This window comes from Amphibacillus jilinensis Y1 (assembly GCF_000306965.1).
GTDB lineage: Bacteria > Bacillota > Bacilli > Bacillales > Amphibacillaceae > Amphibacillus_C > Amphibacillus_C jilinensis.
The window spans coordinates 169,048-184,173 of record NZ_JH976438.1 but is presented as its reverse complement, the minus strand read 5'-3'; the positions used below and the strand labels follow the sequence as shown (position 1 = coordinate 184,173).

The 15,126-nt window shown below is 38.8% G+C and carries 14 protein-coding genes; 4 read left to right on the top strand and 10 right to left on the bottom strand.

Going from position 1 to position 15,126, the window contains the following annotated elements:
* Positions 1–107 precede the first annotated feature (107 nt).
* A complete protein-coding gene (locus B494_RS0113725; protein WP_017472960.1) occupies positions 108–2,885 on the bottom strand; it encodes a glycoside hydrolase family 3 protein in 2,778 nt (925 codons plus the stop codon).
* A gap of 154 nt (positions 2,886–3,039) precedes the next feature.
* On the opposite strand from B494_RS0113725, the gene B494_RS0113720 reads away from it, so the two are divergent.
* The gene (locus B494_RS0113720; RefSeq protein WP_017472959.1) at positions 3,040–3,393 is read left to right on the top strand and encodes a SpoIIAA family protein; all 354 of its coding nucleotides are present in this window, start codon (positions 3,040–3,042) and stop codon (positions 3,391–3,393) included.
* 163 nt (positions 3,394–3,556) lie between these two features.
* On the opposite strand, the gene B494_RS20210 is transcribed toward B494_RS0113720, so the two are convergent.
* The 7 genes from B494_RS20210 to B494_RS0113685 all read right to left on the bottom strand — a co-directional run bounded on the left by B494_RS20210 (position 3,557) and on the right by B494_RS0113685 (position 11,020).
* Complete coding sequence (locus B494_RS20210; protein ID WP_017472958.1) at positions 3,557–4,147, bottom strand: GNAT family N-acetyltransferase; 591 nt, start codon at positions 4,145–4,147, stop codon at positions 3,557–3,559.
* A 303-nt stretch (positions 4,148–4,450) separates the two neighbouring features.
* A complete protein-coding gene (locus B494_RS0113710) occupies positions 4,451–6,094 on the bottom strand; it encodes an FAD-dependent oxidoreductase (protein ID WP_017472957.1) in 1,644 nt (547 codons plus the stop codon).
* 23 nt (positions 6,095–6,117) lie between these two features.
* Positions 6,118–7,857, bottom strand: coding sequence for an arsenical pump-driving ATPase (gene arsA, locus B494_RS0113705; protein ID WP_017472956.1), 1,740 nt, complete (start codon positions 7,855–7,857; stop codon positions 6,118–6,120).
* 20 nt (positions 7,858–7,877) lie between these two features.
* Positions 7,878–8,249: an arsenite efflux transporter metallochaperone ArsD gene (arsD, locus tag B494_RS0113700; protein ID WP_017472955.1), complete on the bottom strand. Its 372-nt coding sequence runs from the start codon at positions 8,247–8,249 to the stop codon at positions 7,878–7,880.
* 53 nt (positions 8,250–8,302) lie between these two features.
* Entirely contained in the window at positions 8,303–8,638 is a 336-nt protein-coding gene (locus B494_RS0113695; protein ID WP_017472954.1) for an ArsR/SmtB family transcription factor, read from the bottom strand.
* Positions 8,639–8,937: 299 nt separating this feature from the next.
* The gene (locus tag B494_RS0113690; protein ID WP_017472953.1) at positions 8,938–9,483 is read right to left on the bottom strand and encodes a manganese efflux pump MntP; all 546 of its coding nucleotides are present in this window, start codon (positions 9,481–9,483) and stop codon (positions 8,938–8,940) included.
* A gap of 220 nt (positions 9,484–9,703) precedes the next feature.
* Positions 9,704–11,020 carry an MATE family efflux transporter gene (locus tag B494_RS0113685; protein ID WP_017472952.1) on the bottom strand — a complete coding sequence of 439 codons (1,317 nt, stop codon included), beginning with the start codon at positions 11,018–11,020 and terminating at the stop codon, positions 9,704–9,706.
* A 1,112-nt stretch (positions 11,021–12,132) separates the two neighbouring features.
* Between B494_RS0113685 and B494_RS0113680 the strand changes: the two genes are divergently transcribed.
* Positions 12,133–12,510 carry a GNAT family N-acetyltransferase gene (locus B494_RS0113680; protein WP_241211427.1) on the top strand — a complete coding sequence of 126 codons (378 nt, stop codon included), beginning with the start codon at positions 12,133–12,135 and terminating at the stop codon, positions 12,508–12,510.
* Positions 12,511–12,639: 129 nt separating this feature from the next.
* Entirely contained in the window at positions 12,640–13,023 is a 384-nt protein-coding gene (locus B494_RS0113675; protein WP_017472950.1) for a hypothetical protein, read from the top strand.
* 70 nt (positions 13,024–13,093) lie between these two features.
* On the opposite strand, the gene sspO is transcribed toward B494_RS0113675, so the two are convergent.
* Both sspO and chrA read right to left on the bottom strand, forming a co-directional pair.
* The gene (sspO, locus tag B494_RS0113670; RefSeq protein ID WP_017472949.1) at positions 13,094–13,249 is read right to left on the bottom strand and encodes a small acid-soluble spore protein O; all 156 of its coding nucleotides are present in this window, start codon (positions 13,247–13,249) and stop codon (positions 13,094–13,096) included.
* An 80-nt stretch (positions 13,250–13,329) separates the two neighbouring features.
* A complete protein-coding gene (gene chrA / locus B494_RS0113665; protein WP_017472948.1) occupies positions 13,330–14,523 on the bottom strand; it encodes a chromate efflux transporter in 1,194 nt (397 codons plus the stop codon).
* A 130-nt stretch (positions 14,524–14,653) separates the two neighbouring features.
* Here chrA and B494_RS0113660 point away from each other — a divergent pair, with 130 nt between their 5' ends.
* Entirely contained in the window at positions 14,654–14,962 is a 309-nt protein-coding gene (locus B494_RS0113660; protein ID WP_017472947.1) for a PadR family transcriptional regulator, read from the top strand.
* Positions 14,963–15,126: the final 164 nt, after the last annotated feature.

Below are 15,126 nucleotides of genomic sequence, written 5' to 3'. Positions count from 1 at the left end.
AGAACACTTAAAAGAAGGCTTTTTGTATATGATCATACCATTCTCAGATTTCTTATGTGCAGGACTTTAAACGTCCTACTTTTCTTTTAATCTATCGTATTTACATATTACATATACTTAAATTGAACTGCCCTAACGTCGATTCCTGGTTTGATATATTCAAGCTCGAGTTGATAATAACCTGCTTCTAGCTCAATTTTCTGTAGTTTTTGCTTTAACCATTTTCCATCAGTGCCATTGGTTTGAACGGTCGTAACCGTTTGGTGATTTATAATGATATGACAAGCCGTTTGAGCCAAATCGGTTCCAGACGATTTTACCCATGTAAACATTCGATACGTTCCCGGAGCTGTGATTTTCACAGGAATTGACGACTTTGACTTGAACTCTACCATTCCATCTGTGTTTAAGTGAATCAAATCACTAGTATTTGTATCTATATGAATAGGTGCGATCATCCCTACCGTATCTTCTAATACGTGTTCACGCTTCATTACAGGCAGTTCCATTAGAGCACGACAAATGTTAGCGGCAGAACGTTGTAATTCTCCAAGTGTCAGTTGTCCGTGCTCTAGTCCATGCAAGGTATGATCTTGACTCGCATTCACTTCTGCACCGTAGTTATTAACCACCATATAGAGATCGTTTTGTGCACGAATCATATGATGGGTATATTTCCGATCAGGTTCCCCCCCATCAATCGGATCATTCATCTGCGCCCACCAATCTGTCATCACAATGCCTGTAAAACCCCACTCGCCCCGTAAAATTGTCGTATTCAAGTCATAGTTCGAAGCAGACCAATGCCCATTTATCGGGTTATAAGCTGTCATTACTGCTAGTGCTTCGCCCTGCTTCACCACCATTTCAAACCCTTTTAAATATAGCTCCCTTAATGCTCTTTCTGATACCAGTGCATCAACCTTGTTTCGTTGGTGCTCTTGACTATTACAAGCAAAGTGCTTAGCTGTCGCATGTGCGCCACCTTTTCTGATTCCTCTGGCCGTTGCTACCGCAAATACACCTGTTACGAGTGGGTCTTCAGAGAAGTATTCAAAATTCCGCCCATTTAATGGATGTCTCCTCAAATTTAAACCAGGCCCGAGTAACAAATCAATGTGGTTTCGAACCAACTCTTTACCTTCTAATATATAAAGTTCCTCCACCAGTTCTTCGTCCCACGTGGCTGCTAGGAGGGTACCAATTGGGACTTGCGTCGCCTTATGTCCACTATCCATTCGTATGCCTGAAGGACCATCAGCTGTACAAGCTACTGGAATATTATAATGAAGCAATTGGTCACTGACACCGCCAAATGCTGAGGCGGTTCCTGGTGTCACAAAGGGACTACTCATCCCTTCACCACGCACAATAGTCGCTAGGTCAGCATTTGATAGTTGGGCAATAAAGGTTTCTAGCGTTACACGTCCTTGCTTGACATCTTCCAGCTTAAATCCTTTATCACCGGTTTGCTTCAGCGCTTTGGGCAGCCGTGCATGAATCCGATCAGCTATGCTGATTTGCCGAACTGGAACCTGTTCATATTCTTCTTGAAAGCTACCGTTTAACCTTTCTTGACTTGGTTTTATTCGCTGAAACGACTGAACAGGTGCCATCGCTTCTTCCAATTGCTCAATGATTTGAAGTTTTTCTACAAGATAACCTTTTTCATCATTAATATTAATCCGCTTCGTATCACGAACACTTGCGCCCACATGCAAAAAGTAAGTACCCGGTTCTAATACATATGCGGATCGATAACCGGTTGCTCCCGTATCATCATAGGATTTAAAGGCATCTGTTCGAAAGTAAATAAGCAGTTTCTCTGCTTCACCAGGTGCTAATCGTCTTGTTTTTTTGAAAGCAACTAGCGATCGACTAGGTTGACCAAGCTTCCCTTGAGGCGCTTCGACATACACTTGAATCACTTCTTTACCTGCAAAACGATGACCGGTATTTTTAACGGTAACTTCAACTTCTATCTGTTCAATTCCCTCTTTATCAATGATACGGGCAGACTGATCTGACGTTTCAAATGTGGTGTAAGACAAACCAAATCCAAATGGGAAGCGCACTTTTTCTGGTGCAAATGTTTCAAAATAACGATAGCCTACATAAATATCTTCTTGATATATATTTTGTGTATCGTTACCATGATTGATATGAGATGGATAATCTTCAATCGAATGAGCAATCGTATCCGTGAGCTTACCACTTGGCGTCACTTCTCCAACTAGCAGATCAGCTATCGCATGTCCACCTTCCATCCCACCATGCCAACTGTAGATAACAGCTTGTACGGGGTTATCATCAAGCCAACTCATATCAATAATATTAGATGTGTTCAACACAACCACAACCTGATCAAAATAACTGGTGACCAATTGAATCATGCGCTTCTCATCTGCAGTCAATAAATAACTTCCCGGGGCATTGGCGTTATCTTGATCTTCCCCAGCCGTACGCCCGATAACAATAAGCGCTTTCTCTGATGTCGCTTTTGCTTTTGCTACTATCGTTTCTGATAAAGGCATCTCCTTTTGATACCAAGGCTCCGCAGCCCAACCTCCCCCTCCATCGTCAAAGGGGTTTTGGTCAATCCATGATTGATAGCACGCTGCTAATTCTTCATTAACGACAACTGACGCCTTCTCTCTTAAGCTATCAATAAGATTGGTGGTATAATTGACGTTCACACTCCCCCCAGACCCTGTTCCACTCCGATAATAATCTTTTTGCACGCGACCAAACACAGCGACACGTTCGTTATTTTCAATCGGCAATGTTTGGTTTTCATTTTTCAACAACACTGCACCGTCAGCAGCAACTTTTCGACTAAAATGAGCAAATCCTTCTAGCGGTATACCTAGATATTTATTCACCATGGTTATTCCTCCCAATTATTCACTTATATAATACTGTAACAGAAAGCGGTTACAAATAAAACATAAAAAAGCAGAGCAAAAACCCATGAAAAATAAGCGATGTTTTAACTTATTTATATCTGGGTATTTTAGTGAGCAAGGAGGAATGAGATTTATGTTAAAAAAACTAGACACAAGTGAAGCAAACATTTTAGAGTACCATATTAAAGGGAATATCAGCAAAGCCGAAAATGATATGCTATTAAGGGATATTCAGCATACCATTGATAAATTTGGTGAAGTCAAATTGTTAGTTAAGTTAGATGATATCCCATTAACTGATGCATCTGGTCTAAAAGATCGACTTGTCTTTGCAAAAGAACATTTAGACAAAATTGAAAGGTATGCGGTCGTCACTGATATGAAAATTGCTAAAGCAGTTAAACAATTGGTTGACCCATTAACAGATATGGAACTTGAAACCTTCTCACCAGAAGAAGAGAATGAAGCAAGACATTGGTTGAGATAACACTGATTTAGAGGATGATAATAAGCAAGTAACCAACAGAAACGCCGAATGTCTGATCATTCGGTATTTAATATAACCTATCATCAATTAACATGAAACTTTAATTAGTAGTGTTTTGCGGACATTTATCTGTGATAAATAACGATAGGAAAAAAACTTCATATTATTCTAGCAACATTAAATAGACGCCATAGCTTTTACCTCGATGTCTCATCTGTGCGTGATAAGCAAATCTAAACCCATTTTTCAGATAAAATCGTATCGCTTGTTCATTGGATGCATTGACGTACAATGCTAATCTAGCATATCTTTGTTTTAAGGATTGAAGAACTTTAGAGCCTATCCCCTGTCTTTGGAATTGCGGATTTATCGCTAAACAATGAATGTAATAGTAATCGTCTGGTATTTCACCTGAAAATAAATAGGATATTTTAGTGTTCAAACGCTTTTTACTATAATAATCAAATTTACTTAATACCTGCTTTACAACAGCATAATTAAGCTTATTTAATACAGGAGCGATCTCAATTGGATAAAAAATCGTAATACCGACAAACTTCTGATTGATCCTCACCGTATATAAATATTTGGATGTGAAATAACTACAACCTTTCTCAATACATTGAGCCAGCATTGCTCTTGATTTCTTTCCAAAGCCAAGTTGGTGTAGCTGAGGATCTGTCGAGTAAAGTAAATCAATCACATGATCAATATGATCGACTTGGATTTGATGTGGTTTTATATAAACTGTCAAATTGGTCATCTCCTTTTGCGACTGCACTTAAAGAAACTTCATCATTTGTAGCTTTACCATTCCCAACGATTTAAAAACCCGTATTTGCCGTTTGTAAGCAAATACGAGTCCCTATGCTAACTATTTATCGTTGCTTCCATAAAACTACAAGCAGGGTAAATCATTTAGGTGAAAGCTAACAGACACATATGCCCTGATCCATGCAACGCCCCAACAATGGGAGAAGAACCCCTTCCTACTGATTGAAAGTTAAAGTTGATCAAAACGTTCGTGATGCGGCAAAATGAGGTACCGATCGATCATTTAACGATCCTTCTTCGTCGCTCGATAAAATTTATGACCACCTGACAAGTTCGAAACATCTGTAAAACCATGATTTAATAAAATGTTTTGCACCGCATTACCTGTTGTCCCACTATTACAATACGTAATCGTTGGTTTATGTTTGTCTAATTCAGCTAGCTTCGCACGGATATCTGCATGTGGAATATTGACTGCTGAATCGACATGCGCCGTATCATATTGCTTCGTTACGCGCGTATCAATGACCTGAATATCTTGTTGTTGATCAATTTGTGCTTGAATATCTTTTGACGTCCTGATTGGTCTACCTTTGCTAATTGCATTATCTAAAATCATGCCACTGTAATGAATGGGATCTTTTGTTGTTGAATATGGCGGCGCGTAAGCCAAGTCTAAATGGAAAAGATCTTCAGCCTTTGCTCCGTATGTGATCAGTGTCACAAGCACATCAATTCGCTTATCGACACCTTCACGCCCAACAATTTGTGCACCAAGAAGACGACCCGTCTCACGATCAGCAATCGATTTAATACACATCTCTTGTCCATTAAAATAGGCAGGTTTATCTGGCTTGATATTATGGGAAACCACTACATTATACCCCGCATCTTCAGCCTCTTGTTCAGTTAAGCCCGTATTAGCAATCGTCAAGTCAAACAATTTATAAATACTTGTACCGAGATTGCCGCGATATTCAAGCGTGCCTCCCGACAAGACGTCACCAGCAATCCGCCCCGTTTTATTCGCAGTCGATCCAAGTGGACGATAAACAGCCTTACCCGTTAGCATTGAGAATGTTTCAATACAGTCACCACATGCATAGACATCCGGCACATTTGTCTGCATCGTTGTATTTACTTGAATAGCACCCGTGCTCCCTAATTTTACGCCCATCTGCTCTGCAACTTTTACGTTTGGTTTAACACCAGTCGCCATAATCACTAACTCTGCATCAAACGCTTGTCCGTCTTCCAATAACACTTGGTTTTCAGTAATTTCCGTGATCGTCGCTTCTTTTTTAATCGTGATAGCCTTTTTCTTTAATTGATCTTCCAAATATTCAGCCATATCTTGATCGAGATTTGGCGTAATCTTTGGCATTTTCTCAACAATGGTGACATCAATGCCTTCAGCCCTTAAATTCTCCAGCATTTCAAAACCAATAAACCCTGTACCGGCAATAACTGCCGATTTCGGTTGTTTATCTATAATAAATCGGCGAATATCACGAGCGTGTTGAACGTGGCGCAGGGCAAAGACATGGTCACGATCAACACCTTCGATTGGTGGCATCACCGGTGAGGCCCCAGTGGCAATCACGAGCTTATCATAAGCATCATTAAACTGTTCACCAGTCGCAAGATTTTTAACGGTAACCCTTTTTTCACTTGGGTCAACTGCTACAACTTCATGCCTTGTAAAAATATCGATGTTGTATTTTTTCTTAAAGAAAATGGGGTCCCTTGGGGTTAACGCATCAATATCTTCAATTTCTCCACCAATATAGTATGGCAGACCACAACCTGAATATGAGATATCTTGATCTTTTTCATAAACAATAATCTCTGCATTGTCATCATTCCGGCGTGCTTTTGCAGCCGCCGAAGTGCCCGCGGCTACAGCACCAATTACAATTAACTTCATGTTTCATCCTCCCATTATTGCGATTAGTTAAACAATTGCTTTAGTTGTTCCCCTTTAAGATCATCAGCAAACCATTTCACCACTGCATAATGTCCATCAGTAAGCTTAGCCACTTGATTAAACCATTTTAATTCACTGCCTGCTTTTGCTTTCAAAATGGGGTGGGTGGTCTGAGTAGCTTGAAAGCTTGCGTTAATGACCCACCATTTTTGCGTTATTCCCGCACGCTTCAAGTCGTCAGATAATCGTGTTGCTTCATAGACAGGGGTTGCCTCTGGGTATGTCACAATTACAACAGCCGTCTGTGCTTGATCTCTCAATTTTGGTAATAAACGGCTAACAGATGGAGGGGTATCACCTTGCGTCCGTTCAATTTCTTTATGGTAACTCTCCGTTGCATCAAGCAATAACAGCGTATGACCAGTTGGTGCAGTGTCAATAACGACCACCTCGTCTTCAGCATGATCAACAATCTCAGCGAATGCATGAAATACAGCAATTTCCTGAGTGCAAGGTGAGCGTAAATCTTCCTCAATGTAGGCAAGATCGTCATCTTTCATCGTTTGACGTGCTTTCGTTAAAACCGCTTCCTGATACTTTTTCAATTCAACTTGTTCATCAATATGGCTTAAGCGGATATCATCACTTTCTTCGATCACATCCTGCAGATGTGCAGCTGGGTCTGTTGTTGTTAAATGCACCTTCTTACCACGCTCAGCTAAGCCCAAAGCAATCGTGGCAGCAATGGTCGTTTTACCTACCCCACCTTTTCCCATCGTAAAAATAACCTGCTTATCTGTATTTGCTAAATCTTCTATTATTCTCTCCAAATGCGGTACTTCAATTGAGACTTCTACCTTCTTATCCTCAGTTTGATCTTTAGTTAATAGGGCACGAACATTCGCTAAACCGGTTACGTTATATGAACGTAATGGAATTTGAAAAATCGGGAGGCTTTTCAATTGCTTAGGGATATGTTTGAGTGCCTTTTGTTGCTTTTCAAAAAGGGCAATCGATAGTTGATCTTGATAGTCAGTTAATACCCCGTTAACGACTAACCACTGATTGACTACCCCAATTTCCGCTAATTCTTTCGCCGCTCGTTCTGCCTCTTTCAATGGAGCTAACTCCGGTCTTGTAACCAAAATTAGTGTTGTCAAAGCTTGATTGGCTAAATTTTCGACTGCTTGTTGGTAAATCACTTGATTTCCCTCCAGGCCTGACAACTGGCCTAAACAAGATGCCCCATGCGTGCTTTCACTAATAAAGGAACTCCACGCAGAAGGCAATTGCAACAACCTTAACGTATGACCGGTTGGCGCAGTATCAAAAATAACATGATCATATTCTTTGGCTGCTTGTTCATCAGTAATGAAATTTGAAAATTCATTAAAGGCAGCAATTTCTACTGTACACGAACCTGATAATTGTTCTTCCATATTTTGAATGACCGCATCTGGAAGTTTACCTCGATATGGTCCGACAACCGACTCTTTATACTCACTAGCGGCTTGTTCAGGATCAAAATTAGCAACAACAAGGTTAGGAACAGCTTTAATCGTCACGCCTTTATTATTCAGTTCTGTTTCAAATACATCTTGGAGATTTGAAGCGGGATCTGTGCTAATCAGCATAATCTTTTTTCCGGCATCTGCCAAAGTAACGGCTGTTGCGCAAGCTGTTGATGTTTTTCCAACGCCACCTTTTCCGGTAAAAAAGATGTATTTTGTCAAATGCAAATCTGCTGGATTAAAAGCTTTCATGTTATCGATCCTCCAATGTTTTAACAACAGCCATCATCACAACCGCAATCATCAGATATTACATTAAATTTCGCTTGCAAGTGTGACGTTGACAGATTTAAATGTTGGCAAATTTCTTCATTACTCAAATACGCCTTTTTCTTCACCACTTCGCCATCTACCATAGTCACGGGTAACGCCTCAACACCTTCTTGATGAAGAATCGCATGAATCGTTTGATTATCAACAAAGATTTGTGGATTATTCGTCAAGTTATAACGTTCGACTAAGACGCCATTTCCACGTAAATTGTTAAGGACTGTTGATAGCCTTAATAATTCTTGATCAACAGAAGGACCACAAACTCCCGTATCACAACACATTGCTGGTTCAAAAATCACCATTCTACTCATTATTACACTCCTTTTTCTGAAGAAATCATCTCATCACAGATTCACTATACGCATCAACGTACCTGCTCTAAACTGGAGCAGACCGCCTGCTCATGGCAAATACAAGCATCTGTTTCTGAGATAAGCTCCGTTAAAAATTGTTTCACTTGATGGCTTCGTTCAGGATTTAATCGATAGAAATGCCATAGACCTTGCTTACGACTGTTTACTAAGCCACTGTCAATTAATACTTTCATATGATGTGATAGCGTCGGCTGTGTAAACTGGAATTCCTCTAAAATATCACAAGCACACTTTTCACCGCATGATAAGATATCAATGATTTTTAAGCGATTTGGATCAGCTAACGTCTTAAATAGCTTAGCGAAAGTTTGATACCGATTATTCATATCATCACCCTTACATAGATTATTATCTATATATAATATAAATGATTATCTATATAGTGACAAACATTTAAAACTAATTTACAAAAACTTAATAAAACGACCCAGCAGTGGGCGTTTTCGTTCTTCTCCACTGATGGGTCGTTGCGTGCGTGAGGATATGAGCGCCACCCGTTAGCTCATGCCAAAATAGATGGGCGCTACTATCTATTTAGAAGCGAGGGTTTTACCCGCGGTTATCCGCCATAAAAGACATTCGATAAATGTTATTAGCTGATTAGTTAGGCTTAATTGACTTCATGCTAAAGGTGAGATAAGCCAAGAAAGAATAATAATAACGCAGCTATGAAATCTGACTTTTCACTAATAAATCCTATTGAAACTTTATTTCCAAATTTAGCCCCCGCCCAAATAAACAAAAAACTTGTTATCCCTGCAAATAAGCTAGTTAAAAAGATCGGGTAATGAACAAGTCCCGCAGATACGCCTAAGGTCAGCGAATCGATGCCTAAAGCAACACCTAAAACGATCGCTCTTTTGATCGTGCCCCTTTTTACAGCTGTTTTAATATCGAATGTTGTGTTTTTTGCTTTTGTCCCCTGCCAAATGAACCAAACACCTAATAATATAAAAACAGACGCGCTAATATAGGCTGCTGTATCTGCTGTTAAAAATGCAGATGCTTGTTCTCCCAAAAGTAAGCCGACCATCATTGTAACAGCTGATATCAGTGCAATGACAGTGATACTTCGATTGCAAAGACGTTCTTTTAATCCCAATGAAAAGCCTACACCCAAGTCGTCTAGGTTTGAAGAAACTGCTAATAAAAGAATTTGTCCGAGCGTCATTAGTTCTGCTCCTTCTACAAAAAAATACTTCCTTCTATTATTATAGTCATCTCTTTGTCATCGCGCTATCTATGACAAAGAAGCGATCAAAAAATCACATTCACTCAAATGGATTCATTTTCTTAGACTTAGCACTTCAGTTTCAACCTGTTACTTCTATATTATTCATTTAAAATCAACACCTTTTTTTGAAAATCAAAATACCTGTCTTGCGCTATCATTAGTTACGATCATATGAGCATTCACACGAAAGTGATTTAGCGATTATTGCGGTTGTAATCATTTCTGTCGCAATAAACGATAGCCAAACACCCGTCATATTAAAAAGATAGGCAAAAAGTAAAATAATAGGAAACATTAAAACGAAACTTCGAATAATTGATAATTTAAATGCCAAACCAGCACGTTCAATTGCACTTAAATAAGCGATTGAAATAATATTAAAGCCAGCAAAAAAGAAACCAATAAAATAAATCTTTAGACCGGATTCTGCCATCTCAGCTAAAGCCACACTGTTATCACGATTAAAAATACCGATAATCGATGTCGAACCCATCGTGACCACGCCATAAATAATCAACGCTAACAACAAGGCAGCGCCTACACCGTAAGCTAGCATTTTTTTCATTTCGCTGTATTTTCGTGAGCCAAACAAGTGACTAACGATCGGTTGAATCCCTTGTGCCATTCCGGTATAAATCGCAATAACAACAAAAGCAATATTGGCTATAATACCATACGCAGCGACGCCGGTATTTCCTGCCAATCTTAAAATCACCATATTAAATATTAAAATCACTACACCAGTAGATATTTCAGTCACAAATGCAGAAATACCAAGTGTGACAATCTTCCCAAAAACAGCTGTTTTCCACTTGATTTTTTGCAATACCAATGTGTTTTTGGTTGATTTAAAATGTAACGCTAGCAAAGCTAGACTAATTAACGGCGTTGCCCCTGTTGCTAGAGCTGCACCCAGCATTCCCATATCTAATACGATAATAAACAGGTAATCCATGACAATATTCGCAAAACTTCCAACAAACATCCCTGTCATCGCTAGTTTTGGATTTTGATCATTTCTAATAAAGGAAACCAACATATTATTAAACACAAAAAAAGGGGCAAAGAGCATAATGACTTTCAAATAAATACTGGTCATTGGTAATATCTCTTCATCAGCTCCAAGAGCACTTGCTAAGAAATCTGATCCGATAAATCCAATGAGCATACAAAGTAAACTTAAGATCGCACCTAAAGCTAATGCATGATTAAAAACACTTGCCGCACTTTGAGGTTTATTTTGGGCGCGTAAAATCGTATACCAAGTTGCTCCACCAATACCTATAAGCAAGCCAAATCCAGATACTAATGTAAAGATTGGCAAGGCCAAATTGAGTGCCGCTAAACCAGATTCACCGACACCATTGGCAATAAAAATTGTATCCGCTAAAATATAGACGGATAAGCCAATCATTCCAATCACATTCATGCTGACATACTTAAAAAAGGTCTGAAAATCACCTCTAACTTCCATACTTGTTCCCCACTTTCGCCTCGCATTCCTAGCGAATCTGTTAATTTCTCAATAATACATTGGTACTTCTTTGTTAACCTTTTTACATTTTCTAATATGCATGTAAAAAGCACCAAGCAGATACCTACTTCGGCCTAAAGGTATCGTGCTTCGTGCTTCGTTTGCTCTACCCGTCGGCAAAGCTAACAGCGTTTTATTTTAATGATTATAACTCTAGCAAACCTCCATTAACCTGTCAACTTGATCAGATCATTCCCTACTGGAATGTACATATTCTACTATGATTAGCTATTAACCATTATCATTTTACTATAAATATTCAGGTAATCTGTTCATATACATTGCCAATGCATTATTATTTTTCTTTAGTACCTCAACTGTCTTGAAATGAGGCCATGCATAAATCGTTGGATAATCCATTTCATCATAATCGGGTTGAACAGCAAAAGCAAGTCTAGCCGTTCATTTTGTAATAAATCCTTCAACATACCACCTACTCTCTTATGTTAGTATTGATTATAACAATTCAGCCAAACACGTCTAAGTAAACTTAAATCTGTAGAAAAAAGACGTCGTTAAACTTGAATTACTAACAATTAAACAGACGTGATAACTTTAGTAGTGTCACATCTTCTCCGCTTTATTTCATGCGATTGGGCTTACTCAGTATGAACCACCAGTCTAAGTGGAGATAAGCAATGGGCGAGACTTCTGCGGGAATAGGATGAGCTGAAGATCCACTTGAGGCATGATCTTTGCGACTCAATTTAGCCGAAGCCATCCCCGCGAAAAGCGAATCCATTGCTTTTCGGAACGAAATAGCGTTCTGAACGTATGAGAAAGGCGCATGCGGCACATCCATTAAGATAGATGTTACTATTTAGCAGATGCGATATGTGTAGCCTCCTGTAGGAGTAGCGTGAGCTTGAGATCCACTTTGCCAAACCCTTCTTATATCTAATATGAGGGTTACCCTTATTTTTGCTGAACCTGAAAATTCAGATAAGAAAGTTGACTTACTAAAAAATAAACATGAGGAGCTGATATTTATCAATAATATACAGACGAAAGCGCTGATTACTGATCAGGAAATCATTAGTGCTTTCCCTATTATGCAACAACTTCGTCAACATTTGGATCAACAAACATACCTTGAACTTGTTAAAGAAGCACAAGAAAAGGATCGTTATTACCTATTTGCTTTAATTAATGGAGAAGAGGTCTTATCTGTTGTTGGGTTCAAACCGATGACTACCTTGTATTATGGGAGATTTATTTGGGTTTGTGATCTCATCACTGATCAAGTCCACCGTTCAAAAGGCTATGGAGAAAGATTACTTCAATTTGTCCACCAATGGGCAAAAGATAATCACTACCAATCGGTCGCATTATCATCAGGGTTACAGCGCACGGACGCCCATCGTTTTTACGAAGAGAAAATGGATTACGATAAAGTAAGTTATGTTTTTAGAAAAACTGGCATTTGCTAGCCATTCAACAAATATGGGGATTTAACGCAACCGTTAAGCGCTCCCCTCGTATAAGTTAAACCTAACGCTATTTGTTTATCAACTGCACAAATAGGAAATAGTTAACTAACACGAAAGGAGACCGCTTTTATGAAACGATTAAGTTATGCACTATTATTTGTTTTTCTAAATTTGGTTTTAATAGGTTGTCAACAGCATGAGCTTTTCGATCAAGAAATAACATCGATTGACATTTTAACATGGGATGATCAAGAGCACGTCGATGAATTAACAGACCCTGATTTGATAGCAGAACTGACTGGGCAACTGGAAACGTCTGAATCAGCTTCAACTGATAATCTTGATATTCCCTATCCTGATTATTTTTTACGATTTAACCACCAAGAGCAAACGATTCAAGAACTCGGTTACTATAATGAGGAGAAAACCTTCAACCAAGTGAGGGGACAGTTTATTAATAGCGAATCTGGCGAACTTTATAACGTCAGTATCGACTTAGCTATTGATGGTTAAAAAGCTATGATATATATGGATAGAGAAATAAGTCGAGACTATTTATCTCGGCTTATTTCTTTTAACTATCTTACTTATGCTTTTTTGTTTTTTTATTATGGTGTTTCTCCATCTCGCTAACCGGCTCATTGGCAAATTCATGATCAAATTGACGAGACATTGTTTGTTTCTTCGCTTGCTGATCATTTACCGGTTGATTTCGATAGGCATCATCTCTTTTAGACATGATCAAATCCCTCCTTTCGCCAGTAGCTTTTGCAAAAGAAGGGATTTTTATTTAAAAAGGCACTTGTTAAGAAGTAAGCCCTATACTAGATAACCGATTAAGATAACAGCTAACACAAGTAATGGAGCAGGGATTTTTTTTGTGTATAACGTCACAATTGTGGCCACCATCACCATTAAATTATCAATTGAAAAACCATTACTTTGCATAATAATAAGGGCAGAAGCAGCGATCAACCCTCCAGCAACAGCATTTACACCTTTCAAGGATACTTTTATCCCTTGAATTTTTTTTAGGTTTTCCCAAACAGGATAAACAAAATAAATCAGGAGTAGCCCCGGTAAAAATATTCCTATCCCAGCGGCGATCGCACTAGCAACTTGATATAACGGTGCACCTCGACCTGCAAGCCCACCTGCATAGGCGCTAAAACTAAACATGGGACCTGGCATGCCTTGAACCAATCCATAACCTGTTAGAAATTCATCTCCACTCATCAAACCATTAAGCTCAACTAAATCACTAAACATAAACGGTATAACAACTTGTCCACCGCCAAAAACAAGATAACCATAACGATAAAAGCTTTCAAAAATTGTTAGCAACGTGCTGTTAGTGAAAACAGCCAGAGTAGTTGATCCAGCAGCAATAATTATAAAAGCAATGAGATAAATCCAGGGCGGATTCAATTTCACACGATACCAAATTTTTTTCTGTTTAGACGTCAATACCGTAACTAAACCTCCAATAATCAAAACAAATGGAAATACCCAAGCTTGTCTGAAAAAGTAAGTTATCACCGCACCAAAGATAAGTAAACTGACGGTGATTCGATCTGAAGTAACTTTTTTACCGATCCTAAATGCAGCCACCGTAATAAAACCGACTGCCATCGGACCGATATAACGCAATCCATCTTGTGAAAGTTGCATACGATCCAAAAACACATATAGAAATGAGAAAAGTGTCATCAACGTTAAAACCGGCAGTGACCAAACGAGCATCGTCAAAAGTGCTAGTAATGGCCCACCTTTTTTATGTCCAACAGCAACAATTGTTTGCGTGCTTGATGGACCCGGCAAGATACTACATAAAGCAATTAATTCGACTAACTCTTCTTCAGTTAAATACTGTTTTTTTATAACAAGTTGATCGGTAAAGATACCATAATGTGCTTCAGGACCACCAAAAGCACCTAATGAACAAATAAATATATTCCATAAAAATGATCCCCAGTTTGTGCTTTCCCCTTTGTTTTGTTTTAATGCCTTCATTCCCCTACCCCCTTCGCTATTTCATTGATTCTTCTCTGTTTTTAAGCTATGATAAATATACATCATCACCACCGATATTGAAATTCGATATCGATAGTTATGTATAGAGCTTATCGAAGGAGTATGCAAAATGCAAGAACAAATTTTACGAAAATTTTTCCTCGGATTCATTCAAATTCACATTCTTCATCATGCCAAAGAGGAGCCCTTCTATGGGGCATGGATGATTGAAGAGCTAAAGGAACATGGATATGATATGAGTCCAGGTACACTTTATCCGATCTTACACACTATGGAAGAAAAAAAATTATTAAAGAAGGAAAACCGAACCATTCACGGAAAAGTACGTAAATACTACACTATTACTGAGTTAGGTGAAGGGGTATTAGAAGAAGCAAAGAAAAAAGCATATGAGTTATTTAAAGAGATAAAAGACTAATCAAATCCTTATGAGGACCTATCCGTTTCCGCGAAAAGAGGCCGGGACATAACAAAAATATGCTCTCCAAATACGAATGATGTTAGAATGTGTAGGTTTATCACATACCCACAAAGGAAATATACTCCCTTTCTGCGGGCACGGCTTCGGGCCTACAGGATGTA